Genomic DNA, 25425 nt, shown 5'->3' on the forward strand with positions numbered 1-25425 from the left:
CCCGGGAGACCCGTGGAACTGCTGGAGAACCCGATCCGCACCTACGCCTGGGGATCGCGGACGGTGATCGCCGAACTCCTCGGCGACGTGGTGCCGGCACCGCACCCGCAGGCGGAGATGTGGCTGGGTGCGCACCCGGCGGCGTCGTCGACGGTCCCGGACGGGGGCGGCCGCCGCCCGCTGCACCGGCTGATCGCCGACGACCCGATCGCCGCCCTCGGCTCCGGACGGGACCGCTGGGCCGGCCGGTTGCCGTTCCTGCTGAAGGTGCTCGCCGCCGAGGAGCCGCTGTCGCTGCAGGCGCACCCGAGCCTGGAGCAGGCCCGGGAGGGCTGGGAGCGGGAGAACGCGGCCGGCATCGCCGTGGACGCCCGGGACCGCAACTATCGCGACGCCAACCACAAGCCCGAGCTGATCTGCGCGCTCACCGACTTCGTCGCGCTCGTCGGGTTCCGGGAGCCGGTCCGCACCGTGGAGCTGCTCCGGTCGCTGGACGTGCCGGAGCTGGGGGCCTACACCGAGCTGCTCGCCGGCCAGCCCGGCCCGGACGGGCTGCGCGCGCTGTTCACCACCTGGATCACGCTGCCCCAGTCCGTGCTCGACGCGCTGGTCCCGGCCCTGCAGGAGGGTGCGGTGCGGCTGCTGGAGCGGGGCGCGGGTGACTGGACCGGCGAGGCCAAGATGGTGCTCGACCTGTCCGAGCGGTACCCCGGTGACGCCGGGGTCCTCGCGGCCCTGCTGCTGAACCGGGTGGACCTGGTGCCCGGCGAGGCGTTGTTCCTGCCGGCCGGGAACCTGCACGCCTACCTGTCGGGTGCCGGCATCGAGCTGATGGCGAACTCGGACAACGTGCTGCGCGGCGGGCTGACGCCGAAGCACGTCGACGTCCCGGAGCTGCTGCGGGTGCTCGACTTCGCGGCCCCGCCGCCGGCCGTCCGCCGGCCGGCGCCGGAACCGTCCGCCGCCGGGTGGCAGCGCTACGAGGTGCCGGTCGAGGAGTTCCTGCTGCGCCGGGCGGACACCGGCGGGCGGGACAAGCTCGACGTGCCGGGGACCGGTGCGCGCATCCTGCTGTGCACCTCCGGCTCCGCGGCCGTCGAGGCGCAGGGCACCGAGATCGAGCTGCCGCGCGGGGCCGCGGTCTACCTGTCGGCGGCCGACACCGGGGCCGTCCTGAGCACCGGCGACGACGGCGCCACTGTCTTCCTGGCCGGCGACGGGCTCTGACCCGGGCCACCGGCGGCCCGCCGGCGCGGACGGCCGGTGCGGGACGGCCGGTGCGGGACGGTCAGTGCAGGACGGTCAGCAGGCCCTCCACCCCGCGGCGGAACGCGGCCCGGACGCCCTCGGCGCCGTCGAGGTCGGCGCCGTTCATGGCGCCGTCGCGCACCATCACGAAGTGCCGTGCGGCGTGCTCGGGGTCCGGCCGGCGCGGTGAGTCCGCGAACACCCTGGCGAACTGCCCGGTGAGGGTGTCCAGGTACCAGGACCGGTGGTCGAGCACGACGCGGCGCACCGGGTCGTCGGGATCGGGGTGCTCGGCCGCGGCCTTGAGGAAGGCGCACCCGCGGAAGCCCGGGCGGGTCAGCGAGTCGGCCACGGCGGCCCCGAGCCCGCGCACCGCCTCGGCGGCCGTCGGCGCCGCGTCGATGATCGCCTGCGCGTCGGCCCGGAGGTCGGCGTCCACGGCGCGCAGGTAGGCCAGCACCAGGTCCTCCTTCGACGGGAAGTGCCGGTAGAAGGTCGCCCGGGTGGCCGGGGCCTCGGCGAGGATCCGCTCCACGCCGACCGCCCGGATCCCGTCGCGGTAGAACAACGCGCTCGCGGTGGCGAGCAGCCGGTCGCGGGCCTCGGACCGCCCGGTGCGGGTCGGTGACGTCATGCCCGGACCGTAGCAGAAAGAACGGTCGGTCTTGCTGGGCTCGCGATCGTGTGCGAAGCTGACCAGAGAGAACGGTCTTTCTCTCTCTCCGTTCGTCACCCACCCCGTCCGGGAGGACCTCCATGACCACGGCCACCGTCCCCGAGACCGCTCCGGTCCCCGCGCTCCGGCGGCTCTACCTCGTCCGCTTCGGGTTCGCCCTGCTGTGGGCGATCGCGCTGTTCGTACTGGCGCCGGACCTCGGCCCGGTGGTCGCGACCCTGCTCGTGCTCTACCCGCTGTTCGACGTCGGGGCCGCGGTCGTCGACGCCCGTGCCTCCCGGGGGACCCGCTCGGTCCCGGCACTGGTCGCCAACATCGTGCTGAGCACGAGCGTCGCGATCGGCCTGGCCTTCGCGGTCACCTCCGGCGCCCCGGCCGTCCTGCGGGTGTGGGGGATCTGGGCGATCGTGGCCGGGCTGGTGCAGCTGCTCGTCGCGCTGCGGCGCCGGGCGCTCGGCGGGCAGTGGGCGATGATCGCCAGCGGCGGCCTCTCGGTGCTCGCCGGCGCCTCGTTCGTGCTCCAGTCGACCGGCCCGGACGCGATGGTGGGCAGCACGGCCGGGTACGCGCTGCTCGGCGGCGTCTTCTTCCTGGTCTCGGCCCTGCGGCTCGGCCGGGCCGCGCGCTCGGCGGGATGATCACGAGGGATGGAGCGCGACCGGCGTGTGCCGTCGGGCTCGCTCCGCCCTTCGCGATCACGGGATCAGTACGTGTCCGGCGCGCGGTGGTGCTCGAAGATGAGCGACGTCCGCGTGCCCGCCACCTCGCCCCAGGAGTTCAGCACCCCCACCAGCCGGCGCAGCGCCCCGGTGTCGGCGCTCGCGACGCGGAGCATGTAGTCGTCGGCACCGGCGAGGAAGTAGACGTCGCGGACCTCGGGCAGCCGCGAGCTGCGGGTGACGAACTCGTCGAGCCGGTCGCGGGCGTCGGCCTGCAGCGTCACGAAGATCATCGCCTGCAGCGGGTGCCCGGTGGCGGCCGGATCGACGTCGGCGTGGTAGCCCCGGATCACCCCGCGCTCGCGCAGTGCCCGGATCCGCCCGAGGCAGGTCGACGGGGCGATGCCGACGGCCTCGGCGAGCGCGTTGTTCGGCGTGCGCGCATCCTGCTCGAGCAGGCGCAGCAGTCTCCGGTCGGTCTCGTCCAGTCGAACGACGTTCGGCCCGGCCGCTCGTCGGCCGACGCTGACGGAATCTTCTTCGCTCATGACCCTCGTTCGGAGAATATCTGTCGTTGGAGTTGGCAGAGTATCGCTTCTTCTTCACTATGGAGGGCAGTCGAGGATGAGGAGCCAGACATGCGCATCTCCGTGCCGAAGGAGACCAAGGACAACGAGTTCCGGGTCGCCCTGACCCCGGCCGGGGTGCACGAGCTCGTCGGGCAGGGGCACGACGTCGTCGTCGAGCACGACGCGGGCGCCGGCTCGGCGATCACCGACGCCGACTACAAGGAGGCCGGTGCGCAGATCCTCGCCGACACCGCCGAGGTCTGGGGCTCCGCCGAGCTGCTGCTGAAGGTCAAGGAGCCGATCGCGTCGGAGTACGGCTTCCTGCGTCCGGACCTCACGCTGTTCACCTACCTGCACCTGGCCGCGTCCCGGCCGTGCACCGACGCGCTGCTGTCCTCGGGCACCACGTCGATCGCCTACGAGACCGTCCGCACCGCCGACGGCCGGCTGCCGCTGCTGGCCCCGATGAGCGAGGTCGCGGGCCGGCTCGCGCCGCAGGCCGGCGCGTACCACCTCATGCGCTCGGCCGGTGGCCGCGGCGTGCTGATGGGCGGGGTGCCCGGGGCCCCCGGCGCGGACGTCGTCGTCCTCGGTGCCGGTGTCGCCGGTGCGAACGCGATCGCGATCGCGGCCGGGATGGCCGCGCAGGTGACGGTGCTCGACATCGACGTGGACAAGCTCCGCGCGATCGACGAGCGGTACGCCGGCCGGGTCCGCACCGTCTACTCGACCAAGCTGTCGGTCCGTGAGGCCGTGACGAACGCCGACCTCGTCATCGGCGCGGTGCTCGTGCCCGGTGCGAAGGCGCCGACCCTGGTCCCGAACGACCTGGTCGCCGCGATGCGCCCGGGTGCGGTGCTGGTGGACATCGCGATCGACCAGGGCGGCTGCTTCGCCGACTCCCGCCCGACCACGCACGCCGACCCGACCTACGCGGTGCACGACACGGTCTTCTACTGCGTGGCGAACATGCCGGGCGCGGTGCCGCACACCTCGACGCGGGCGCTGACGAACGCGACCCTGCCCTACGTGCTGCGGATCGCGAACCGTGGCTGGGAGGCCGCGACCGCGGCCGACCCGGTGCTGGCCGCCGGGCTCTCGACGCACCGCGGCGCCCTGCTCTCGGCCGAGGTGGCGCAGGCGCACGGGCTGGAGCACGGCACCCTCTGACCGCTGTCCGGGCGGGAGCGCGGGGTCTCCCGCTCGGTTCGGGGCAGAACGACGCGAAACTCCACGATGTCTGGAATGTCCGCCCTTTGCGGCTGCGGATCGTACCCGTGCGGGCGGTGTCGTGCGCCGGCTATCGACTCGTGGCGCTGAATCGTGTCGGAAATCGAGCGGTTTTGTGTCGCAACCATATCGTGATCTCAAATCCGGACCAAACGCGTGACCGCGGATCGCACGGGTCGTAATTTGTCGGCTCATGACGGTCACGAACCGCGGCGGCGGGTTCTTCCGCACGAAGTCGGTCGAGCAGGCGATACGGGACACCGAGGAACCGGAGTTCCAGCTGAAGAAGGCGCTGGGCCCGGTCCAGCTGACGATCATGGGCATCGGGGTGCTGATCGGCACCGGGGTGTTCGTGCTGGCGGGTGAGGCCGCTGCGTTGTACTCGGGTCCGGCGGTGTCGCTGTCGTTCCTGATCAGTGGTGTGGTGTGTGCGCTGGCGGCGTTGTGCTACGCGGAGTTCGCGTCGACGGTGCCGGTGGCGGGGAGTGCGTACACGTTCTCCTACGCGTCGATGGGTGAGTTCATCGCGTGGATGATCGGCTGGGACCTGACCCTGGAGTTCACCCTCGGTGCCGCGACCGTGGCCAAGGGCTGGAGCGGCTACTTCGACAGCGTCCTCGGTGGTCTGGGCCTGGAGCTGCCCGCGGCGCTGTCCGGCGGCCCGGGCAGCGAGGGCGGCGCGATCGACCTGCCCGCCGTGTTCGTCTCGCTGCTGATGATGGTCGTGCTGATCATCGGGATCCGGCTGTCGGCCTGGGTGAACGCCACGATCACCTCGCTGAAGCTGGTGATCGTCGCGGGCATCATCATCATCGGCGTCTTCTACATCTCCGGCGCCAACTGGACGCCGTTCATCCCGCCGTCGCAGCCCGCGGACTACGAGAGCGCGGTCGGCGGCCAGCCGCTGCTGCTGCAGATCCTGGGCATCGACACCGGCTTCGGCCTGACCGGCGTGTTCACCGGTGCCGCCATCGTGTTCTTCGCCTACCTGGGCTTCGACATCGTGGCGACGCTGTCGGAGGAGGTGAAGAACCCGCAGAAGACGATGCCGATCGGGATCATCGCCTCGCTGGCGATCGCGACGACGCTGTACATCGTCGTGTCGCTGATCTACACCGGGATCCTGCCCTACGACCAGCTCGGCGTGGAGGCCCCGGCCGCGGCGGCCATGGCGGCGACCGGCGTACCCGCGGCGGAGTTCATCATCTCGCTCGGGATCCTGATCGGCCTGACGGTCGTGATCATGACGCTGATGCTGGGCCAGACCCGGGTGGCGTTCGCGATGAGCCGCGACCACCTGCTGCCGCCGTCGCTGGGCAAGGTGCACCCGACCTTCCGCACCCCGTACCGGCTCACCATCATCACCGGTGTGGTCGCGGCCGGGCTCAGTGGCTTCCTGGAGCTGACCGAGCTGGCCAACCTGGTCAACATCGGCACCCTGGCCGCGTTCGTGCTGGTCTCGATCGGCGTGATCGTGCTGCGCCGGACCCGCCCGGACCTGCCGCGGACGTTCAAGGTGCCGTTCATGCCGGTGCTGCCGATCGTCTCGGCGATCCTCTGCTTCGCCGTGGCGCTGTTCCTGCCCGGTGAGACCTGGCTGCGGTTCATCCTCTGGATGATCATCGGCACCGTGGTCTACCTCGCCTACGGCCGCCGGCGCAGCCGGCTGGCGACGGGCGAGAAGGCCTGACCCGACCCGCTCCACGACGGCGGCGTCCCGGTGACCGGGGCGCCGCCGTCGTCGTACCTGGGTGTCGGGCCGAACCGTGCATTACGTATGTTTCCGCGTATGAAGGCCAGAAGCCCCAATGGCGGGATCTTCCGCACCAAAACGGTCGAGCAGGCGATACGGGACACCGAGGAACCGGAGTTCCAGCTGAAGAAGGCGCTGGGCCCGGTCCAGCTGACGATCATGGGCATCGGGGTGCTGATCGGCACCGGGGTGTTCGTGCTGGCGGGTGAGGCCGCTGCGTTGTACTCGGGTCCGGCGGTGTCGCTGTCGTTCCTGATCAGTGGTGTGGTGTGTGCGCTGGCGGCGTTGTGCTACGCGGAGTTCGCGTCGACGGTGCCGGTGGCGGGGAGTGCGTACACGTTCTCCTACGCGTCGATGGGTGAGTTCATCGCGTGGATGATCGGCTGGGACCTCGTCCTGGAGTTCACGCTGGGCGCGGCCACCGTCTCGAAGGGCTGGGGCGGGTACTTCGACAGCGTCATGGCGAGCCTCGGCGTCCCGGTGCCGGACGCCATCTCCGCGGGGCCGGGCGGCGGCGGGATCGTCGACCTCCCGGCGGTCTTCATCGCGCTGCTGATGATGGTCGTGCTGATCATCGGCATCAAGCTCTCGGCCTGGGTGAACGCCACCGTCACCTCGCTGAAGCTGGTGATCGTCGCCGGCATCATCCTGATCGGCGTCTTCTACGTCTCCGGTGCCAACTGGACCCCGTTCATCCCGGAGTCCCGGCCCGCCGACTACTCGAGCGACGCGGGGACCCCGCTGCTGCTCGACCTGTTCGGGATCGACACGGCGTTCGGCCTGACCGGCGTGTTCACCGCGGCCGCGCTGGTCTTCTTCGCCTACCTGGGCTTCGACATCGTGGCGACGCTGTCGGAGGAGGTGAAGAACCCGCAGAAGACGATGCCGATCGGGATCATCGCCTCGCTGACGATCGCGACGCTGCTCTACATCGTCGTGTCGCTGATCTACACCGGGATCCTGCCCTACGACCAGCTGGCCGTGGAGGCTCCGGCGGCCGCGGCGATGGCCGCGACCGGGGTGCCGGCGGCGGAGTTCATCATCTCGCTGGGCATCCTGATCGGCCTGACCGTGGTCATCATGACGCTGATGCTGGGCCAGACCCGGGTGGCGTTCGCGATGAGCCGCGACCGGCTGCTGCCGCCGTGGCTGGCCCGGGTGCACCCGAAGTACCGCACCCCGTACCGGCTGACGATCATCACCGGCGTCTCGGCGGCGCTGATGGGCGGCTTCCTGGAGCTGACCGAGCTGGGGCAGCTGGTCAACATCGGCACCCTGGCCGCGTTCGTGCTGGTCTCGATCGGCGTGATCGTGCTGCGCCGTCGCCGGCCGGACCTGCCGCGGACGTTCAAGGTGCCGTTCATGCCGGTGCTGCCGATCGTCTCGGCGGTGGCCTGCTTCGTCATCGCGCTGTTCCTGCCGGCCGACACCTGGGTCCGGTTCTTCGCCTGGATGGCGCTCGGTGCGGCGATCTACTTCGTCTACGGGCGCCGGCGCTCCCGGCTCGCGACCGGCCAGTCCCTGGCCGAGATCGCGGCCGAGGCACGCGGGAAGAAGGCCCCCCAGGGCGAGTGACCCCGCCCTCCCCTCGACGGCGGCGTCCCGGACCCCGGGACGCCGCCGTCCGTCGTCCCGGCAGCTCGTCGAAGGGGGTGGAGAACTCCCGCGAGCACTCCTCGTGACCGCCCGCGCGCAGTACGCTCACCGCTCATGACCGAACCGTCGCCAGGCGATCCGCGTTCCGCGGCGGTCTGCCTGGACGTCGGGTCGTCCTGGACGAAGGCGGTCCTGGTCCGGGCGGACGGCACCCCGGCGGGTTTCGCCGAGCACCCCACCACCCCCGACGTGCAGGCCGGTGTCGACGCCGCGGTGGCCGCAGCGGCCGCGTCCGGCGGGCGCCCGTCCGGCGGCCGGGCCCCGGAGGTACTGGCCTGCTCGTCGGCCGGCGGTCCGTTGCGGCTGGTCGTGGTCGGGGCGGAGCGGCTGACCGCGACCGAGGCCGCGCACCGGGCCTGTCGTTCGGCCGGGGCCAGGGTGGTCGGCGTGCACACCGGCGCGTTGGAGGGCGACGCGGTCCGCGAGCTCACCGGGCAGCGGCCGGGGGCGGTCCTGCTGCTCGGCGGCGCCGACGGCGGCGACCCCGGTGTGGTCCTGCACAACGCCGGCCGGCTGGCCCGGACCCGCGGGCGCTGGCCGGTGCTGCTCGCGGTCGACGCCGGTGCCCGTGCGGACGCGCTCGGCCTGCTCCGGGCGGGCGGGCGCAGCGTGACCTCGTGCCCGAACGCCACCCCGCGCCCCGGTGAGATCGTGACCGGGCCGGTCCGCGACGCCGTCGCCGAGCTCTACGCCGGCCAGGCGCTCGGGGTGCAGGCCGGGCCCGGCCGGCTCGGTGCGCTGGCGCCCACCCGCACCCCGCTCGCCGTCGCGGCCGGGGTGACCGCGCTCGCCCGGCTGACCGGGACCGGCGTGCTGGTCGTGGACGTCGGGTCCGCGACGACCGACGTCCACGGCTCCGGCACCGCGGCCGGGGTGCTGGTGGAGGCGCAGTCGGAGGGCATCGTCGATCCGGTCGAGGCGGACCTGCTGGGCCCGACGGTCGCCGCGCTGGAGTCCTCCGGCCCGGCGGTGCCCGCGGACCGGGGCGCGGCGGCCGAGGCCGGCGGCTCGCGGCGATCGCCGCCGTCATCGCGCTGCGGCGGCACCTGCGCCACACCGGGGTGCTGCCGGACACCGGCGCGGCCGGGCTGCTGGTCCCGGACCCCCCGGTCGCGGTGCCGGGCACGGGCGCCGGTGGTGATGTCGGACTCGTCGTCCTGACCGGCGGGGTGTTCCGCCAGCGCGACGCCGCCGGGCTCGCCGCCGTGGCCGCCACGGTGCGCCGCGACCCGGTGCTGCTCGGTGTGCTGGCCCAGGTGGAGGTACGGGTGGACAGCGAGTCGGTGCTCGCCCCCGCCGGCCTGCTCGCGTCGCACGGCAGGCACGCCGCGGCCCGGTCCGTGCTCGCCGAACGTCTGCTCGGATGATCACCCGCCGGAGTTGACACCCTCCGGGTCGCTGGGAACGATGGAACCCGCGAGAGAGCCGGGCGCCGAGAGGCGCTGCAGCGGTCGCCGACCCGGTACCGGGGGCGGCCGCCACGCTCGGGGCCCGGCCCGGCACGGATCGAGGAAAGGGCGCCTGTCTCCGACGAGGAGGGAGGGTGCCGTGTCCCGTGCGCGCACCGTTCCCCCGCCGCCGGAGCCCGTCCGTCCGGATCCGACCACCCCGGCCGTATCCGACCCGACCGCCCGAGGAGGCGCACCCACCCCATGACCGCATCCGAGACGACCGGCCACCCGAAGCTGCAGAACGTCGGTGGCCTGGACTTCGCCATCGCCGACATCGCCGAGGCCGAGTACGGCCGCAAGGACATCCGGCTGGCTGAGAACGAGATGCCGGGTCTGACCGAGCTCCGGCGCGAGTACGCCGAGGCCAAGCCGCTGGCCGGGGCGCGGATCGCCGGCTCGCTGCACATGACCACCCAGACCGCGGTCCTGATCGAGACCCTGGTCAGCCTCGGCGCCGACGTGCGCTGGGTGTCCTGCAACATCTTCTCCACCCAGGACTACGCGGCGGCCGCGGCGGTCGTCGGCCCGAACGGCACGGCGGAGAACCCGCAGGGCGTCCCGGTGTTCGCCTGGAAGGGCGAGTCGCTGGAGGACTACTGGTGGTGCACCGAGCAGCTGTTCAAGTTCCGTGACGCCGACGGCAACGTCGTGGGCCCGAACATGATCCTCGACGACGGTGGCGACGCCACCCTGCTCGTGCACAAGGGCGTCGAGTTCGAGAAGACCGGCGTCGTGCCGACCTTCGACGACGACGACCTCACCGTCTCCGACGAGGAGCGCGTCGTGTTCGACACGCTGCGCCGCAGCCTCGCCGAGGACCCGAAGCGCTGGACCACGATCAACGACGGCATCCGCGGCGTGACCGAGGAGACCACCACCGGCGTCAACCGGCTCTACCAGCTGGCCGAGCGCGGCGAGCTGCTGTTCCCGGCGATCAACGTCAACGACTCGGTCACCAAGTCGAAGTTCGACAACAAGTACGGCATCCGCCACTCGCTGGTCGACGGCCTGAACCGGGCCACCGACGTGCTGCTCGGCGGCAAGGTCGCCGTGGTCGCCGCCTACGGCGACACCGGCAAGGGCTCGGCCGAGGCGCTCGCGGGCCAGGGCGCCCGGGTCATCGTCGCCGAGGCGGACCCGATCTGCGCGCTGCAGGCGATGCTCGAGGGCCACCAGGTCGCCACCCTGGAGAAGGTCATCGAGCAGGCCGACATCGTCGTGACGGCGACCGGCAACAAGGACATCGTCACGGTCGACCTGATGAAGCGGATGAAGCACCAGGCGATCCTCGCCAACGTCGGTCACTTCGACAACGAGATCGACATGGCCGGGCTGGCCCGGGTCGAGGGCGTCCGCCGGATCACCATCAAGCCGCAGGTCGACGAGTGGATCTTCCCGGACGGGCACTCGATCATCGTGCTGTCCGAGGGCCGGCTGATGAACCTGGGCAACGCGACCGGCCACCCGTCGTTCGTGATGTCCAACAGCTTCTCGAACCAGGTGATCGCGCAGGTCGAGCTGTTCACCAAGCACGAGGAGTACAACAAGGACGTCTACCGGCTGCCGAAGCACCTCGACGAGAAGGTCGCGCGGATCCACGTGACGGCGCTCGGCGGTGAGCTGACCAAGCTCACCAAGGACCAGGCCGAGTACATCGGCGTGGACGTCGAGGGCCCGTACAAGCCGGAGCACTACCGGTACTGAGCGCGGAGCTCGCGGAGCGCGCGTCGGTGCTGAGCGCGGAGCTTGCGGAGCGCGCATCGGTACCGAGTCCTGGTGCGTTGTGCCCGACGGCGCGATGGCTGCGGCCATCGCGCCGTCGGCGTGTGGAGGGGGTGTCACCGGTGCTCGACCGGGGATCCGGGGACGGCTGGGTGCACTGCGCCCGCGGCCACCGGCACTGGGGGCTGTTCGGCGCGGCCGGGCTGTTGGTCCGGCACCGGGGGGCCGGTGACCCGCCCGGCGTGGACCGGATCCTGCTGCAGCACCGGGCCGGCTGGAGCCACCACGGCGGCACCTGGGGGATCCCCGGCGGCGCCCGGGACCGCGGCGAGTCCGCCCGGGAGGCGGCCCTGCGCGAGGCGGGCGAGGAGAGCGCGCTGGACGTCTCCGCGCTGACCCCGGACCGGGGGACCGGCGAGTACGTCGACGACCACGGCGGCTGGAGCTACACGACGGTGGTCGTGCGGGCCGGGTGGCCGGGGGCCGCACCGCCGGTCGAGGTCCGCGGCGCGGAGAGCACCGAGCTGCGGTGGGTGCGCACCGACCGGCTCGACGAGCTGGACCTGCATCCCGGCTTCGCGGCGAGCTGGCCCGCGGTGAGCGGGCTGCGGGCGGAGACCTAGGGTCTCGCCCGTGGGACGGCTGGTGGTCATCGAGGGGCTCGACGGGGCCGGCAAGCGCACCTTCGCCGGTCGGCTGACCGCCGCACTGCGCGCGGCGGGCGCGTCGGTCACGGCGACGGCCTTCCCCCGCTACGACGACGACGTGCACGCCGAGCTGGCCCGCGACGCGCTCTACGGCCGGATGGGCGACCTGGCGTCGTCGGTGCACGCGATGGCGGTCCTGTTCGCACTCGACCGCCGGGCCGCCGCGCCCGGGCTGCGGGACGCGCTGGCCGGGCACGACGTCGTCCTGGTCGACCGGTACGTCGCCTCGAACGCCGCCTACAACGCCGCCCGGCTCGGCCAGGACGCCGGTGGCGAGGTCGTGGAGTGGGTCCGCGGGCTGGAGATCGACCGGTTCGCCGTCCCGGTGCCGGACCACCAGCTGCTGCTGGCGCCGCCGCCGTCGGTCGCCGCGGAGCGCGCCCGGAGCCGCGCGTCGGCCGAGGCCGGGCGGGAACGCGACGCCTACGAGCGCGACGGCGATCTGCAGGCCCGCACCGACGCCGTCTACCGGCAGCTCGCCGACGCCGCCTGGCTGAGCAGGTGGACCGTGCTGGCCGCGCCCGGTGCCCCGGGGACCGGTCCCCGACCGGCGCCGAGGGCGGATCCGGGGGACCCGGCGGCGCTGGCTGCGGACCTCCTGCGCTGACCCCGAGCGGCGAACTGGGATAGTGGAGCAATGAAGTCGCGCGTGCTGGTGGTCGACGACGACCCGGCCCTGGCCGAGATGCTCACCATCGTGCTGCGGGGCGAGGGGTTCGAGACCGCGGTCGTCTCCGACGGGACACGGGCGCTGCCCGCGGTCCGGGACACCCAGCCCGACGTGGTGCTGCTCGACCTGATGCTCCCCGGGATGAACGGGATCGACGTGTGCCGGGCGATCCGGGCCGAGTCCGGGGTCCCGATCGTCATGCTCACGGCGAAGAGCGACACCGTCGACATCGTGCTCGGCCTGGAGTCCGGCGCCGACGACTACGTCGTGAAGCCGTTCAAGCCGAAGGAACTCGTCGCGCGGATCCGGGCCAGGGTCCGGCGCAACGACGCCGAGCCCGCCGAGCAGCTGTCCATCGGTGAGATCGACATCGACGTCCCGGCGCACCAGGTGACCAGGGCCGGGCAGCCGGTGGCGCTCACGCCGCTGGAGTTCGACCTGCTCGTCGCGCTGGCCCGCAAGCCGCGGCAGGTCTTCACCCGCGAGGTCCTGCTCGAGCAGGTCTGGGGCTACCGGCACGCGGCCGACACCCGCCTGGTGAACGTGCACGTCCAGCGGCTGCGCTCCAAGGTGGAGCGGGATCCGGAGCGCCCCGAGGTGGTCCTGACCGTCCGTGGGGTGGGGTACAAGGCCGGGCCCCCGTGACCGGGCCGGTCGGGCCGTGGCGGCGGTGAGCCCGCGCGCGGCGCGGCCGGGGGCCTCCCGGCCGGCGGGCACGGGCCGGACCGCCCGGGTGCTCGCCCCGCTCCGCGCGCAGGCCCACGAGCTCGGCGCGCTGGTCGCCGCGTCCTGGCGCCGGTCGCTGCAGCTGCGGGTCGTCGTCTCCACGCTGGCCCTGTCCACCGCGGTGGTGCTCGTGCTGGGGCTGGTGCTGCAGAGCGAGATCACCGAGCGGCTGCTGCAGAGCAAGGCGCAGGGCGCGCTGGTCCAGGCCGAGACGAGCCGGTCGGTGCTGGAGGCCGAGCTCTCCGGGGCCGATCCGGACCGCGAGGGCACCCAGGAGCTGCTGGACTCCGCGCTGGAGCGGCTGACCAACGCCCGGGAGTCCCGGCCGAACGCCGTCGGGGAGTACCGCGCCGCGCTGACGACCGGCACCGGCAACGGCCCGGAGATCTCCTCCGGCGACGTCGAGCCGGTCACCCGGGAGCTGCAGGACACGGTCGCCGAGGGCAGCACCAGCCAGCAGTACGTGACCATCGACGGCGTCCCCACCCTGATCTTCGGGCAGCTCATCTCCACCGCGGGCCGCGACCTGCAGTTCTACCTGCTCTTCCCGCTGGAGGGCGAGCGCCAGACGCTGAACCTGGTCCAGAGCACGCTGGTCGTCGGCGGCCTAGTGCTGCTCGTGCTGCTCGCGGCGATCGCCAGCCTGGTGACCCGGCAGGTGGTCCGGCCGATCCGGCACGCCGCCGACGTCGCGGAACGGTTCGCGGGCGGTCACCTCGGCGAGCGGATGGCGGTCCACGGCGAGGACGAGGTCGCCCGGCTCGCCGAGTCCTACAACGAGATGGCCGGCAGCCTGGCGGCCCAGATCGCCCAGCTGGAGGAGTTCGGGGCGTTGCAGCGGCGCTTCACCTCCGACGTCAGCCACGAGCTGCGCACCCCGCTGACGACGGTGCGGATGGCCGCCGACGTGCTCTACGCCTCCCGCGACGAGCTGCTGCCCGCGCTGCGCCGCAGCTCGGAGCTGCTGGTGACCGAGCTGGACCGGTTCGAGGCCCTGCTCGCCGACCTGCTGGAGATCTCCCGGCTGGACGCCGGTGTCGCCGACCTGGGTGCGGAGCGCGTCGACATGGCCGCGGTGGTGCACCGCGCCGTCGACGCCGTCCGCGGGCTGGCGACCGACGCCGGGACCGAGCTGGTGCTCGACCTCGCCGAGGGCGAGGAGGTGGAGGCCGACCCGCGCCGGGTCGAGCGGATCGTCCGCAACCTGGTGGCGAACGCGATCGACCACGGGGAGGGACGTCCGGTGGAGGTGACGGTGGCGGGGGACCCGGCAGCCGTGGCGGTGGTCGTGCGCGACCACGGGGTCGGGCTGCGCCCCGGTGAGGCGGACCTGGTCTTCAACCGGTTCTGGCGGGCCGAGGAGTCCCGCGCCCGCCGCAGCGGGGGGACCGGGCTCGGGCTCTCGATCAGCATCGAGGACGCCCGGCTGCACGGCGGCTGGCTGCAGGCCTGGGGCGAGCGGGGGAGCGGCTCGGCGTTCCGGCTGACCCTGCCGCGCCTGGTCGGCGGGCACATCTCGACGCCGCCGCTGCCGCTGGGCCCGCCCCCGGGCCGCGGCGGTCCGGCACCGCTGCTCGACGGCCGGTCCGGCGGCTCGGTGCCGACGCCCCCGCGGGGGGTCTCGGCGCGGCCGGCCGGTGACGCCTGGCCGGTCCGTGGCCCGGAGCACGCGCCGGTGCAGCCCGCCGAGCGCGCGATCACCGACCCGGGCGGCGACCGGTGACGGGCCGGCTGACCCGGTGGGCCGCCGGAGTGGGGATGCTCGTGTGCCTCGCCGTGCTGGCCGGCTGCGCGAGCGTCCCGGAGCACTCGTCGGTGCAGGTCATCCGGCAGACCGGGGACACCGGGGCCGCGGTCCCGGACGGCCCGATCGAGGACGCGGACCCGCTCGGGCTCGTCCGCGGCTTCGTGAACAACTCCGGCAGCCCGGAGGAACGGCACGCCTCGGCCCGTCGCTACCTGGCCGACAGCGCCTCGACCTGGGACGACGGCGCCACGCTCACCGTGCTCTCGGAACGGTTCGACACCGTGTTCGCGCCGAGCTCCGCCGACGCGGGCCCGGACCGGGCCGTGGTCCGGCTGCGGGCCGACCGGCTCGGCCAGGTGAGCCCGTCCGGCGCGTTCGAGCCGGGGCCGCAACCGGTCGAGATCGACATCGGCGTGGTCCGCCAGGACGACCGGTGGCGCATCGAGCGCCTGCCGCCCGGGGTGCTGGTGCGGCTCTCGGACTTCCGGGGCAACTACCGCTCGCTGCGGGCGTGGTTCGTCGATCCCCGGCGCAACACGCTGCTGTCGGACCCGCACTACATCCCCAACGGCCGTCCGGGCGAGCTGGCCGCACGGGCGATGGACGTGCTGATGCGCGGCCCGTCGCGGGGGCTGGCCGGTGCGGCGGTGACCGCGTTCCCGGCGACGGCGAAGCTGCGCTCGGCGGTCGCGGAGACCCCGGACGGCGTCGTGCTCGTCGACCTCACCGGGGTGTCCGGGCTGGAGCCGCCGGACCGGCAGCGCCTCGCCGCCCAGATCGTGCTGACCCTCGCCGAGGTCAGCGTGCCGCGGGTGCGGCTGCTGTCCGACGGCGAGCCGCTGCTGCCCGACCGTCCGGAGCTGACCCGTGACGACGTCGGCGCCATGGTCGCGACGCCGGAACGGATCCCGGCGTACCCGCTGGTGGTCGACGACGGCCGGGTGCACCGGGTGGTCGAGGGCGGTCAGGACGAGCCGGTCGCCGGGCAGGCGGGCAACGGCTCGTTCGACGTGGTCGACGCGGCGTCCTCGCCGCGGGCCGGGCGGATCGCGGTGGTCTCGCGGGAGGAGAGCGGGACCCAGCGACTGCTCGTCGGCCCGGCCGACGGGCAGCTGTCGGCGACGCCGGTCTCCGGGTCGGCGGTGACGGCGCTGAGCTGGAACGCCTCCGGGGACGAGATCTGGGCGGTCGCCGACGGGCGCGTGCGCCGGGTGCTGGTCCCCGCGGCCGGCGCGCCGGGCGAGGCGGCGGTGGACACCACCGTCCTCGACGGCGCGGGGCCGGTCGTGGATCTGGCGCACTCCAGGGAGGGCGGCCGGATCGCCGTCGTCGCGGACGGGCGGCTGCTGGTCGCGCCGGTCGTCCCGGGGCCGGCCGGGGCGGTGGCGCTCGGGCCGACCCGGGCGCTGCGCCCGAACGACCTGGACGGCGTGGTCGCCGTCGACTGGCGGTCCGAGGAGCAGCTCGTGGTCGCGTCGGACTCCGAACGGCCGGTCGTCCTGGTGACGATCGACGGGCTCGTGGTGGACCCGCTCTCGGGGACGAACCTCACCGCGCCACTGCACGCGGTGACGGCGGCCCCGGGACGCCCGATCTACGTGACCGACCGGACCGGCATGTGGACGTTCTCCGGCAGCGACCTGGACGCGTGGAAACAGGCGTCGGGCACCTCGACCTCCGCCCGGCCCTTCTACCCCGGCTGACGCCCCCGGCCACCGCGCCTGTGGACGGATCCGCCACCTTGTGGACGGATCACCCCGCGCGCGGGGTGATCGGCCGCGCGGTGTCGGTGCGGGGACGCATGCTCGCCGGGTGCCGTCCTCCGCTCCCGCTCCGCTGTCCGCCCTGCTGGACCTGCTCCTGCCGCACACCTGCGGCGGCTGCGGCACCGGCCGGGCCGGGGGCGGCGGCTGGTGTCCCGCGTGCGCGGAGGACACGGCGGGGCCGATCGCGGTCCGGGTGCCCGCGGCCGGCCGGGTGGCGGCGGTCGCCCGCTACCGCGGCCCGCTGCGCCGGGCCGTGCTCGCCTACAAGGAGCGCGGGCGCCGGGACCTGGCCCCGGCCCTGGCCGCGCTGCTGGTCCCCGCGGTGGGCGCGGTGCTGCCGGCCGGCGTCGCCCGGGCCGACCCGGACCGGGTGTGGCTGGTGCCCGCGCCGTCCCGGCCGGCCGCGGCCAGGGCCCGCGGGGGTGACCACGTCCTGCGGCTGTGCCGGGAGCTGGAGCCGCGGCTGGCGGCCGTGGGGCTCCCGGCCCGCACGCTGCCGGTGCTGGCGCTCGACCGGCGGGCCCGGGACTCCGTCGGTCTGGACGCCGCCGGGCGCCGGGCGAACCTGGGCGCGGCGATGCGGGCGGTACCGCTGCCGGGCGCCGCGTGGCCGGGCCCCGGTGACGCGGTCCTGGTCGTCGACGACGTCGTCACCACGGGCGCGACGCTGGGCGCCTGCGGTGCACTGCTCCGCGCCGCCCGGCTCCGGCCGGCCGGAGCGGTCGTGCTGGCCGACGCGACGGTGCGCCCGTGGACGTGACCGGCGTCATGTGTCGAAAGTCACATTGCCGTTCTGGTGACGAACAGTGTCCCCGGCTCGCCGGGGCGCTCCTCCGGTTCCGCCGGACCGGCCGCTGCGGTGTGCGTGTCACGTGCGGATCCGATCGTCACCCGGGTGGCCGGGCCCGGTCGCGGAGCGCGTACGGGGGGCGGCGGAACGTCCCACGAGTGGGTCGGCGAACGACCTGTCGAGCACGCGGATTTACCGCTAACGTCCGATGAACTCGCAGCCGCTACCACAGCAGGAGGAGCGACCGATAGCCCACCCCGGGGCCGTCGTCGAGTCCCGGAAAAAGCACGACCGAAGCGAGGGATGTCCGAGTGGAGATCGTCGTCACCGGCCGCAACGTCCAGGTGCCCGACCACTTCCGTGGCCTGGTCGAGGAGAAGCTCAGCCGTCTGGAGCGCCACGATCACAAGATCGTCGGCATGGAGGTGGAGCTGTTCCACGAGCCGAACCGCCGCCAGCAGAAGTCCTGTCAGCGGGTCGAGATCACCGGCCGCGGCGGCTGCGGAGCCGTCGCCAGGGCCGAGGCCTCCGCGGCCGACTTCTACGCCGCGCTCGACCTGGCCGCGAGCAAGCTCGCCGAGCGGCTGCGCCGCTCGCACGACCGCCGCAAGCCGAGCCGCCGCGACCGCGTGCACGCGTCCCGGGTCGCCGCGGACGCGTCGGCCGTCGCGCTGATGGAGCAGGCGCCGCCGACCACCGACACGATCCCCGCCCCGCGCTCGCACGGCGAGACCCTGCCCGACGCCGAGATCGCCCGGCTCGAGGAGCAGTGGGAGGCCGACTACCTGCCGGGCCGGATCGTCCGCGAGAAGACCCACGACGCGGCCCCGATGACGGTCGACGAGGCGCTGTCGCGGATGGAGCTCGTCGGGCACGACTTCTACCTGTTCTCCTGCAGCGAGAGCGGTCGTCCGTCGGTCGTCTACCGGCGTCACGGTTACGACTACGGCGTCATCCGGCTCGGCGGCTGACCGTCCGGCGCGGGTGCGGGTCGCTTCGACGCCCGCACCCGCGCCGGACAGGTCCCGGTCGGGTGACGCCGGGCGTGCGGGGAGTCTGCGTCGCCGAAGCGGCGCGAAACCCGTCGTCGCGTGCCCGTACGATGGCGACAGGGCGGTGTGACCTCCTCCGGCGAGCGAGCCCGCCCGTGTCCTGACCGCGACGTGAATGAGGTCGGCAGTGCCCTTCCTGAGTCGACTCCTCCGGGCCGGCGAGACCAAGCTGGTGAAGCGGCTCGGCAAGATCGCCGCACACATCGACGGCCTGGAGCCCGAGTTCGAGGGCCTCTCCGACGACCAGCTCCGTGCCCGGACCGACGAGTTCCGTCGGCGGCACGCCGAGGGCGAGTCCCTCGACTCGCTGCTGCCGGAGGCCTTCGCCACCGTCCGCGAGGCGGCCCGGCGCACCCTGGGGCAGCGGCCCTTCACCGTGCAGCTGATGGGCGCCGGTGCGCTGCACATGGGCAACGTGTCCGAGATGGGCACCGGTGAGGGCAAGACCCTGACCTCGACCCTCGCGGTCTACCTGAACGCGATCCCCGGCAAGGGCGTCCACGTCATCACGACGAACGACTACCTGGCCAAGCGCGACTCGGAGACGATGGGCCGGATCCACCGGTGGCTCGGTCTCACGGTCGGCGTGATCCTGGCCGAGATGACGCCCGCGGAGCGCCGCGAGCAGTACCGCCAGGACGTCACCTACGGCACGAACAACGAGTTCGGCTTCGACTACCTGCGCGACAACATGGCGTGGAACGCCGAGGACATGGTCCAGCGCGGGCACAACTTCGCGATCGTCGACGAGGCGGACTCGATCCTCATCGACGAGGCGCGCACGCCGCTGATCATCTCCGGCCCCGCGGAGCAGAGCGCCCGCTGGTACCAGGAGTTCGCCCGGCTCGCGCCGATGCTGTCCAAGGACATCCACTACGAGGTCGACGAGCGCAAGCGCACCGTCGGCATCACCGAGGAGGGCGTCTCGCTGATCGAGGATCAGCTGGGCATCGACAACCTCTACGAGTCCGCGAACACCCCGCTCGTCGGCTACCTGAACAACGCCGTCAAGGCCAAGGAGCTGTTCAAGAAGGACAAGGACTACATCGTCAACAGCGGTGAGGTCCTGATCGTCGACGAGTTCACCGGCCGCGTCCTGTCCGGCCGCCGCTACAACGAGGGCATGCACCAGGCGATCGAGGCCAAGGAAGGCGTCGAGATCAAGCCGGAGAACCAGACTCTGGCGACGATCACGCTGCAGAACTTCTTCCGGCTCTACGACAAGCTCGCGGGCATGACCGGTACGGCCCAGACCGAGGCCGCCGAGCTGCACGAGATCTACACGATGTCGGTCGTCACGATCCCGCCGAACCGGCCGCGGGTGCGCGCCGACCAGGCCGACCTCATCTACAAGACCGAGGTCGCCAAGTTCGAGGCCGTCGCCGACGACATCGCCGAGAAGCACCACGCGGGCCAGCCGGTCCTGATCGGCACGACCAGCGTCGAGAAGTCCGAGTTCCTGGCGAAGCTGCTGCTCAAGCGCAACGTTCCGCACGAGGTGCTGAACGCGAAGAACCACGCGCGCGAGGCGCAGATCATCGCCCAGGCCGGGCACGCCGGCGCGGTCACGGTCGCCACGAACATGGCCGGCCGCGGTACCGACATCATGCTCGGCGGCAACCCCGAGTTCCTCGCCGACCTGGAGCTGCGCAGCCAGGGTCTCGACCCGGTCGAGACCCGCGAGCAGTACGAGGCGGCGTGGGACTCGGCGCTCGACCGGATGCGCATGCAGGTGAAGGCGGAGGCGGAGGAGGTCCGCAGCGCGGGCGGCCTCTACGTGCTGGGCACCGAGCGCCACGAGTCGCGGCGGATCGACAACCAGCTCCGCGGTCGTTCCGGCCGGCAGGGTGACCCGGGCGCGTCCCGGTTCTACCTCTCGCTCGGCGACGAGCTGATGCGGCGGTTCAACGGCCAGGTCGTCGAGTCGATCATGAACCGGTTCAACCTGCCGGACGACGTGCCGATCGAGGCGAAGATGGTCACCCGCGCCATCCGCAGCGCGCAGACCCAGGTCGAGCAGCAGAACTTCGAGATCCGGAAGAACGTCCTCAAGTACGACGAGGTCCTCAACCAGCAGCGCAAGGTCATCTACGACGAGCGCCGCCGGGTCCTCGACGGTGAGGACGTGCAGCGCCAGACCCGGAACATGCTCGAGGACGTCGTCCACGGCTACATCGTCGGTGCGACCGCCGACGGCTACGCCGAGGACTGGGACTTCGAGAAGCTCTGGACCGCGCTGCGCGGCCTCTACCCGGTCTCGATCGACTGGCGCGCGCTGGCCGACGACGACGGGATCTCGCCGGAGGAGCTGGAGAAGGCCGTCCTCGCCGACGCCGAGGCGGCCTACTCCCGCCGCGAGGCGGAGATCGACTCGCTGATCGGGCCGCAGGGCGGGATGCGCGAGCTCGAGCGTCAGGTCCTGATGCAGGTCATCGACCGCAAGTGGCGCGAGCACCTCTACGAGATGGACTACCTCAAGGAGGGCATCGGGCTGCGGGCCATGGCCCAGCGCGACCCGGTGATCGAGTACCAGCGCGAGGGCTTCGACATGTTCGCCGCGATGCTCGAGGGCATCAAGGAGGAGACGATCGGCCACCTGTTCAACGTGGTCGTCCAGGTGCAGCAGCCGGCCGCACCGGTCCAGGAGGAGGACCCGGAGACCACCGAGATCCCGGTGATCCGGCGGGTCCCGGCCGAGGACCCGAGCGAGAGCACCGTCGTCCTGCCGAACCTGTTCCGTGCCACCCCGCCGCAGAACCTGCAGTACAGCGGCCCGGGCGAGGACGGAGGGGTCGCCCGTCGCGGCGAGGGCCCGGGTCCGGTCCCAGGCCGGACGGGCCGGCAGCCCGCCGTCCCGCGGGGCGGCCAGGCACCGGTCCGCGGCGGCGGCATGCCGCCCAGCGGGGCCCACCAGGTCCCGGCCGGCAACGACGACCCCGGGGTGAACCGGGCCGACCGGCGCCGGGCGGAGAAGGCGAACCGCCGGCGTCGCTGACGCGGGCGGGCGCGAACGATCAGATCAGCCGGACGGCGGTGAGGGTCCACGGCCCCGCCGCCGACCGGCGATCGAGGCGGACCGCGAGCGCGCGGTGGCGCCCGGCGACCGTCAGCGTGGTGCAGGCTTCCACCGCGTCGCGGTGCGGCCGGCACAGGTGCAGCCGCGGCGCCGGCCGGGTGACGCCGCAGCCGGGCACGGCGACCGGTCCGCGGGCCCGTGACGCCTCCGCTCCGGCCCGGCGCCGGGCCGGGTGCGGCCCGGCGATCGGCCGGGTCGCCGCGGTGTCCAGCCGGGCGGCGCCCAGGTAGCGCAGGACCCGGGGCGTGGCGACCGCGGCCAGCTGGACGGGCGCCCGGCGCCCGTTCAGCACCTCGGCGACGAGCCGGACCAGCTCCGCCGCCCGGGCCCCGGCCGCTCCGAGCTCCCGCGGCCCGGCCGGTGGCCGGTGGGCACCGCGCGCGGGTGCCGCCGGTGCCGGAGGCGGCGGTACCGGCAGCGGTCCCCCCGACCACATCCGGAACCCGCCGGGGAGCACGACGACCAGCCCCGGTGGCAGGTCCCGCGGGACGTCCTCGACCGTCCGGGCGTGCAGGATCCGGCCGTTCGGTGTGTCCTCGACGAGGGGCCCGGGCGGTGCCGCGTCCGCATCCGGGTCCGGGGCGCCGGCCTCCGGGGAGCCGGTGCCCCCGACAGGGGAGGGGCGGACGTGCGCCCGGCCGGGGGCGGCGGGCTCCGGAGCGGTGGTCCCGGGGGCGGGCGGGCTGGAGGTCACCGGAGGAGCATCGGGCCGCGATCCGCCGCCCGGACGCCTCCGATCCGCATTCGTCGCCGCATCATGTGCGTGCGAAGCGTCCCGGCGTGCGCATCCCACGGTCCGGTACGCGCGTGCCGTTCGCTTCCGCAGACCGTCCCGCGCGACCGGCCGTGCCGGTCGTCCGGCCGACCTACGCTCCGCCGGTGTCCCGACCTCCGCAGCCTGCGTCGTCGCTGACGAACCCGCCCCACCCCGTAGCCGTGGGGGAGGCCGGGCCGAGCGGCGCCGATCTCCTCGTCCGGGCCGGTCAGCTCGTGCTCGGCGCCCGGCGCGCCCGGGCCGCGGAGCACGGGCTCTCGCTGACGGCGGTGCGGGTGCTGGAGGAGCTCGCCCGGGCCGGTGGCGGTCTCGTGCAGCGTGAGCTCGCCGCGCGGGTCCGCATCACCCCGCCCACGCTGACCCCCGTCCTCGACGTGCTGGAGGCGGCCGGGCTCGCCACGCGCACGACCGACGGGGTCGACCGGCGGCTCCGCAGGGTGGTCATCACCGGGCCCGGTCACGCCCGGCTGCGCGACGCCGTGGCCGCGACCCACGGGCCGCGGCTGCCCGAGCCTCCCGCGGCGCACGCCGACGCCGTCCGGGAGTATCTGGTCGCGGTGATCGCGTTCCTGGAGCAGGATCGCCGCGACGCACCGTTGTAGGGGGAAACGATGGGACAGGTCGCGGTCGAGGTCACCGACCTCGTGAAGCGGTATCCGAAGGCACCCGGCAACGCGGTCGACGGGCTGTCGTTCGAGGTCGCCGAAGGCGAGGTCTTCGGCCTGCTCGGACCGAACGGGGCCGGCAAGACGACCACCGTCGGCGTCCTGACCACCCGGGTCGTGCCCACCTCGGGGACCGCCCGGGTCGCCGGTCTCGACGTGCGCACCGACGCCGTCGCGGTCTGCGCGAAGCTGGCCGTCGTCCCGCAGCGCCAGAACCTGGACCGCTCGCTGGGCGTCCGGGACAACCTAGTGTTCCACGCCGCGTACCACGGCGTCGGCCGGGCCGAGCGCAACCGGCGGGCCGACGAGCTCCTCGACCGGATGGGACTGACCGACAAGGCGAAGGCGATCGCCGACGACCTCTCCGGCGGCCAGGCCCAGCGCGTCATGATCGCCCGCGGCCTCATGCACCGGCCCGAGGTCCTGTTCCTCGACGAGCCGTCCACCGGGCTCGACCCGCAGGCCCGGCTGTTCGTGCACGACCAGATCCGCGGGATGCGCGACGAGGGGGTCACGGTCGTCCTCACCACGCACGACATGGACGAGGCGCACAAGCTCTCCGACCGGATCGGGATCGTCGACCACGGGCGGCTGCTCGCCCTCGACACGCCGGACGCGCTGGTCGCGGCCCTGCCGGGGCGGGCGACCATCGAGGTCGTGGCCGTCCCGGGGCCGGACGGGGCCGAGCCGCTGCGCACCGCGCTGGCCGGTCTCGACGGTGTGGCCCGGGCCGAGACCCCGGCCGGGCGCGAGCCCGCCGCGGACGCCGGGGCCACCGTGGCCCTGCGGCTCGCGGTCACCCGCGAACCGGCCGCGCTGCTCAGCCCGGTCGTCGAGCTGCTCGGCCGGTACGGAGCGGTGGTGCGCGACGTCTCGCTCGGCGAGGCCTCGCTGGAGGACGTGTTCATCGACCTGACCGGGAGGGACCTGCGATGACCGGGACCACCTTCCTCGCCGTGCTGCGGCGTGACCTCTACGTCACGGGCCGGGAGCTGCCCTCGTTCCTGGCCCAGACCCTGGTGCAGCCGTTCTTCTTCCTGCTGGTGTTCGTCGTGGTGCTCGGCCGCGGCGGGATCGTCGCCGAGGGCTACGGCGAGATCATGCTCCCCGGCCTGATCGCGCTGAACGCCATGTTCGGCGCGCTGCAGAGCGTCACGCTGCCGCTGGTGTTCGAGCTGTCCTGGACCCGCGAGATCGACGACCGGCTCCTCGCGCCGATGCCGGTCTGGGCGGTCGCCGTCGAGAAGATCGTCTTCGGTGGGCTGCGCGGCCTGCTGGCGAGCCTGCTGATGGTGCCCATCGGCCTGGTCATGGTCGACGTCAGCTGGCCGGCGGCCGGGCTCGCCCCGGCGCTGCTGATGGTGGTGCTGGGGGCGCTGCTCGGCGGCGCGATGGGCCTGACGATCGGGACGGCGGTGCCGCCACGCCGGATCAACATCATGTTCGCGGTGATCTTCACGCCGCTGCTGTTCACCGGCTCGGTGCAGTACCCGCTGCTGACGCTGGCCGACCTGCGCTGGTTCCAGGTGCTCTCGGCGCTGAACCCGCTGACCTACGTGAGCGAGGGGATCCGGGCGTCGCTGGTCCCGGTGCAGGTGCCGCACCTGCCGCTGTGGGTGTGCGTGCTCGTCCCGGCCGTCGCGATCGTGGTGTTCACGCTGCTGGGCATCCGCGGGTTCCTCCGCAGGGCCCTCGACTGAGCCCGGTTCGCCTACAGTCGATCCGGTGGCGGAGACACGGAGCCTGCGCGGCCTGATCGTCGACTACGGCGGGGTCCTCGACGACCCCGGCACCGGCCCGCTGCTGCTGGGCTACGCCCGGCGGGCCGCCGCGGCGGGCGTGCGCACGGCGTTGTTCTCCGGCGCGCACGCGGTGCCGGAGGACTGCGCGGCCGCCTTCGGCACGGTGCTGCTCGGCGCGGTGCGCGGCGCCCGCAAGCCCAGCCCGGACGCCTTCGCGGCGGCCGCCGCGGAACTGGGGCTGGCGGCGGCGGACTGCGTCGTCGTCGACGACATCGGGGCCTGCGTCCGCGGCGCGGCCGCGGCGGGTGCGGTCGGGGTCCGGCACGTCGACGCCGAGGCGACGCTCGCCGAGCTGGAGGTCCTGCTCGGGGTCCCCGCCGCGGGCTGACCCGGACGTACGGAGGCGCCGCCCGCGGTGCGGACGGCGCCTCGTGATCAGCTGCTGCGGCGGCGCGCCGGACGGTTCCGGCGCGCGGTCACGGCTGCGGCGGGGGCGGCGGCGCCTGCCCGGGCGGCGGGGGCGGCGGCGCCTGGCCGTCCGGGCCGGGCTGACCCGGCTGCTGGGCGGTGGTGTCACCGGTCCCGGTCCGCTCGCGGGCGAACTTCGTCGCCGTGTCGATGTGCTGGTCGTGCCCGGCGAACTTCTGCTTCGCCGAGTCGCCCGCCTTGTTCAGTGCCTGATCGACCTTGTCGTCGTGCTTGCCGAGCAGTTCCTTGGCCTTGTCCAGGAAACTCATGCCGGCCA

23 protein-coding genes and 1 pseudogene are annotated in these 25425 nt (G+C 73.6%); 20 read left to right on the plus strand and 4 right to left on the minus strand.

From position 1 onward, the window contains the following. The first annotated feature begins 12 nt into the window (after positions 1-12). Positions 13-1227, plus strand: coding sequence for a mannose-6-phosphate isomerase, class I (gene manA, locus AFB00_RS16175; protein WP_068797933.1), 1215 nt, complete (start codon positions 13-15; stop codon positions 1225-1227). Between the two features lie 61 nt (positions 1228-1288). On the opposite strand, the gene AFB00_RS16180 is transcribed toward manA, so the two are convergent. Next, a complete protein-coding gene (locus AFB00_RS16180) occupies positions 1289-1882 on the minus strand; it encodes a TetR/AcrR family transcriptional regulator (RefSeq protein WP_068797934.1) in 594 nt (197 codons plus the stop codon). 122 nt (positions 1883-2004) lie between these two features. On the opposite strand from AFB00_RS16180, the gene AFB00_RS16185 reads away from it, so the two are divergent. Then, complete coding sequence (locus tag AFB00_RS16185) at positions 2005-2562, plus strand: hypothetical protein (RefSeq protein ID WP_068797935.1); 558 nt, start codon at positions 2005-2007, stop codon at positions 2560-2562. 65 nt (positions 2563-2627) lie between these two features. Here AFB00_RS16185 and AFB00_RS16190 read toward each other — a convergent pair whose 3' ends face one another. After that, positions 2628-3131, minus strand: a complete 504-nt coding sequence (locus AFB00_RS16190) for an Lrp/AsnC family transcriptional regulator (RefSeq protein ID WP_068797936.1) — start codon at positions 3129-3131, stop codon at positions 2628-2630. Positions 3132-3221: 90 nt separating this feature from the next. Between AFB00_RS16190 and ald the strand changes: the two genes are divergently transcribed. The 14 genes and pseudogenes from ald to secA form a co-directional block, all read left to right on the plus strand. Further along, positions 3222-4322 (plus strand): alanine dehydrogenase, encoded by a 1101-nt coding sequence (gene ald, locus AFB00_RS16195; protein ID WP_068797937.1) that lies wholly within the window; start codon positions 3222-3224, stop codon positions 4320-4322. 253 nt (positions 4323-4575) lie between these two features. Further along, positions 4576-6072 carry an amino acid permease gene (locus AFB00_RS16200; RefSeq protein ID WP_068797938.1) on the plus strand — a complete coding sequence of 499 codons (1497 nt, stop codon included), beginning with the start codon at positions 4576-4578 and terminating at the stop codon, positions 6070-6072. A 99-nt stretch (positions 6073-6171) separates the two neighbouring features. After that, the gene (locus AFB00_RS16205) at positions 6172-7710 is read left to right on the plus strand and encodes an amino acid permease (RefSeq protein ID WP_068797939.1); all 1539 of its coding nucleotides are present in this window, start codon (positions 6172-6174) and stop codon (positions 7708-7710) included. 135 nt (positions 7711-7845) lie between these two features. Next, on the plus strand, positions 7846-8952 hold the full coding sequence (locus AFB00_RS16210; protein ID WP_068797940.1) for a glutamate mutase L: 1107 nt from the start codon (positions 7846-7848) through the stop codon (positions 8950-8952). Continuing rightward, complete coding sequence (locus tag AFB00_RS16215; RefSeq protein WP_156819564.1) at positions 8907-9158, plus strand: hypothetical protein; 252 nt, start codon at positions 8907-8909, stop codon at positions 9156-9158. The genes AFB00_RS16210 and AFB00_RS16215 overlap by 46 nt, the downstream gene beginning before the upstream one ends. Before the next feature lie 285 nt (positions 9159-9443). Then, positions 9444-10946 (plus strand): adenosylhomocysteinase, encoded by a 1503-nt coding sequence (gene ahcY, locus AFB00_RS16220; RefSeq protein WP_068797942.1) that lies wholly within the window; start codon positions 9444-9446, stop codon positions 10944-10946. Between the two features lie 140 nt (positions 10947-11086). Beyond that, positions 11087-11587 (plus strand): NUDIX hydrolase, encoded by a 501-nt coding sequence (locus AFB00_RS16225; protein ID WP_068800367.1) that lies wholly within the window; start codon positions 11087-11089, stop codon positions 11585-11587. A 10-nt stretch (positions 11588-11597) separates the two neighbouring features. After that, positions 11598-12278, plus strand: a complete 681-nt coding sequence (locus AFB00_RS16230; RefSeq protein ID WP_068797943.1) for a dTMP kinase — start codon at positions 11598-11600, stop codon at positions 12276-12278. Positions 12279-12308: 30 nt separating this feature from the next. Next, positions 12309-12986 (plus strand): MtrAB system response regulator MtrA, encoded by a 678-nt coding sequence (gene mtrA, locus AFB00_RS16235; protein ID WP_068797944.1) that lies wholly within the window; start codon positions 12309-12311, stop codon positions 12984-12986. A gap of 88 nt (positions 12987-13074) precedes the next feature. Further along, a complete protein-coding gene (mtrB, locus tag AFB00_RS16240; protein ID WP_156819565.1) occupies positions 13075-14790 on the plus strand; it encodes an MtrAB system histidine kinase MtrB in 1716 nt (571 codons plus the stop codon). Positions 14791-14825: 35 nt separating this feature from the next. Beyond that, on the plus strand, positions 14826-16517 hold the full coding sequence (locus tag AFB00_RS16245; protein WP_156819566.1) for an LpqB family beta-propeller domain-containing protein: 1692 nt from the start codon (positions 14826-14828) through the stop codon (positions 16515-16517). A gap of 109 nt (positions 16518-16626) precedes the next feature. Further along, entirely contained in the window at positions 16627-17340 is a 714-nt protein-coding gene (locus tag AFB00_RS16250) for a double zinc ribbon domain-containing protein (RefSeq protein WP_068797946.1), read from the plus strand. 341 nt (positions 17341-17681) lie between these two features. Beyond that, complete coding sequence (gene hpf / locus AFB00_RS16255; RefSeq protein WP_068797947.1) at positions 17682-18341, plus strand: ribosome hibernation-promoting factor, HPF/YfiA family; 660 nt, start codon at positions 17682-17684, stop codon at positions 18339-18341. A gap of 196 nt (positions 18342-18537) precedes the next feature. Next, positions 18538-21344, plus strand: a pseudogene (gene secA / locus AFB00_RS16260) (preprotein translocase subunit SecA); the annotation flags it as partial. A 92-nt stretch (positions 21345-21436) separates the two neighbouring features. Here secA and AFB00_RS34070 read toward each other — a convergent pair. Next, positions 21437-22192, minus strand: a complete 756-nt coding sequence (locus AFB00_RS34070) for an Rv3235 family protein (protein WP_068797948.1) — start codon at positions 22190-22192, stop codon at positions 21437-21439. Between the two features lie 242 nt (positions 22193-22434). On the opposite strand from AFB00_RS34070, the gene AFB00_RS34075 reads away from it, so the two are divergent. Genes AFB00_RS34075 through AFB00_RS16285 form a run of 4 tightly spaced genes read left to right on the plus strand, consistent with a single transcriptional unit; the run spans position 22435 to position 25068 of the window. Beyond that, complete coding sequence (locus AFB00_RS34075) at positions 22435-22875, plus strand: MarR family winged helix-turn-helix transcriptional regulator (RefSeq protein ID WP_068797949.1); 441 nt, start codon at positions 22435-22437, stop codon at positions 22873-22875. Positions 22876-22884: 9 nt separating this feature from the next. Beyond that, on the plus strand, positions 22885-23874 hold the full coding sequence (locus tag AFB00_RS16275) for an ABC transporter ATP-binding protein (RefSeq protein WP_068797950.1): 990 nt from the start codon (positions 22885-22887) through the stop codon (positions 23872-23874). Continuing rightward, complete coding sequence (locus AFB00_RS16280; protein WP_068797951.1) at positions 23871-24638, plus strand: ABC transporter permease; 768 nt, start codon at positions 23871-23873, stop codon at positions 24636-24638. The genes AFB00_RS16275 and AFB00_RS16280 overlap by 4 nt, the downstream gene beginning before the upstream one ends. Positions 24639-24663: 25 nt before the next feature. Next, the gene (locus tag AFB00_RS16285; RefSeq protein ID WP_083275566.1) at positions 24664-25068 is read left to right on the plus strand and encodes an HAD-IA family hydrolase; all 405 of its coding nucleotides are present in this window, start codon (positions 24664-24666) and stop codon (positions 25066-25068) included. A gap of 88 nt (positions 25069-25156) precedes the next feature. Here the strand turns inward: AFB00_RS16285 and AFB00_RS16290 are convergent, their stop codons facing one another. Next, on the minus strand, positions 25157-25417 hold the full coding sequence (locus AFB00_RS16290; protein ID WP_068800370.1) for an antitoxin: 261 nt from the start codon (positions 25415-25417) through the stop codon (positions 25157-25159). Positions 25418-25425 lie beyond the last annotated feature (8 nt).

Source organism: Pseudonocardia sp. HH130630-07, assembly GCF_001698125.1.
Classification (GTDB): Bacteria; Actinomycetota; Actinomycetes; order Mycobacteriales; family Pseudonocardiaceae; genus Pseudonocardia.

Coding starts and splice junctions, on each gene's coding strand:
- AFB00_RS16180 (WP_068797934.1), bottom strand. CDS start 1,882: ATGACGTCACCGACCCGCACCGGGCGGTCCGAGGCCCGCGACCGGCTG.
- AFB00_RS16185 (WP_068797935.1), top strand. CDS start 2,005: ATGACCACGGCCACCGTCCCCGAGACCGCTCCGGTCCCCGCGCTCCGG.
- AFB00_RS16190 (WP_068797936.1), bottom strand. CDS start 3,131: ATGAGCGAAGAAGATTCCGTCAGCGTCGGCCGACGAGCGGCCGGGCCG.
- ald (WP_068797937.1), top strand. CDS start 3,222: ATGCGCATCTCCGTGCCGAAGGAGACCAAGGACAACGAGTTCCGGGTC.
- AFB00_RS16200 (WP_068797938.1), top strand. CDS start 4,576: ATGACGGTCACGAACCGCGGCGGCGGGTTCTTCCGCACGAAGTCGGTC.
- AFB00_RS16205 (WP_068797939.1), top strand. CDS start 6,172: ATGAAGGCCAGAAGCCCCAATGGCGGGATCTTCCGCACCAAAACGGTC.
- AFB00_RS16210 (WP_068797940.1), top strand. CDS start 7,846: ATGACCGAACCGTCGCCAGGCGATCCGCGTTCCGCGGCGGTCTGCCTG.
- ahcY (WP_068797942.1), top strand. CDS start 9,444: ATGACCGCATCCGAGACGACCGGCCACCCGAAGCTGCAGAACGTCGGT.
- mtrA (WP_068797944.1), top strand. CDS start 12,309: ATGAAGTCGCGCGTGCTGGTGGTCGACGACGACCCGGCCCTGGCCGAG.
- AFB00_RS16245 (WP_156819566.1), top strand. CDS start 14,826: ATGCTCGTGTGCCTCGCCGTGCTGGCCGGCTGCGCGAGCGTCCCGGAG.
- AFB00_RS16275 (WP_068797950.1), top strand. CDS start 22,885: ATGGGACAGGTCGCGGTCGAGGTCACCGACCTCGTGAAGCGGTATCCG.
- AFB00_RS16280 (WP_068797951.1), top strand. CDS start 23,871: ATGACCGGGACCACCTTCCTCGCCGTGCTGCGGCGTGACCTCTACGTC.
- AFB00_RS16290 (WP_068800370.1), bottom strand. CDS start 25,417: ATGAGTTTCCTGGACAAGGCCAAGGAACTGCTCGGCAAGCACGACGAC.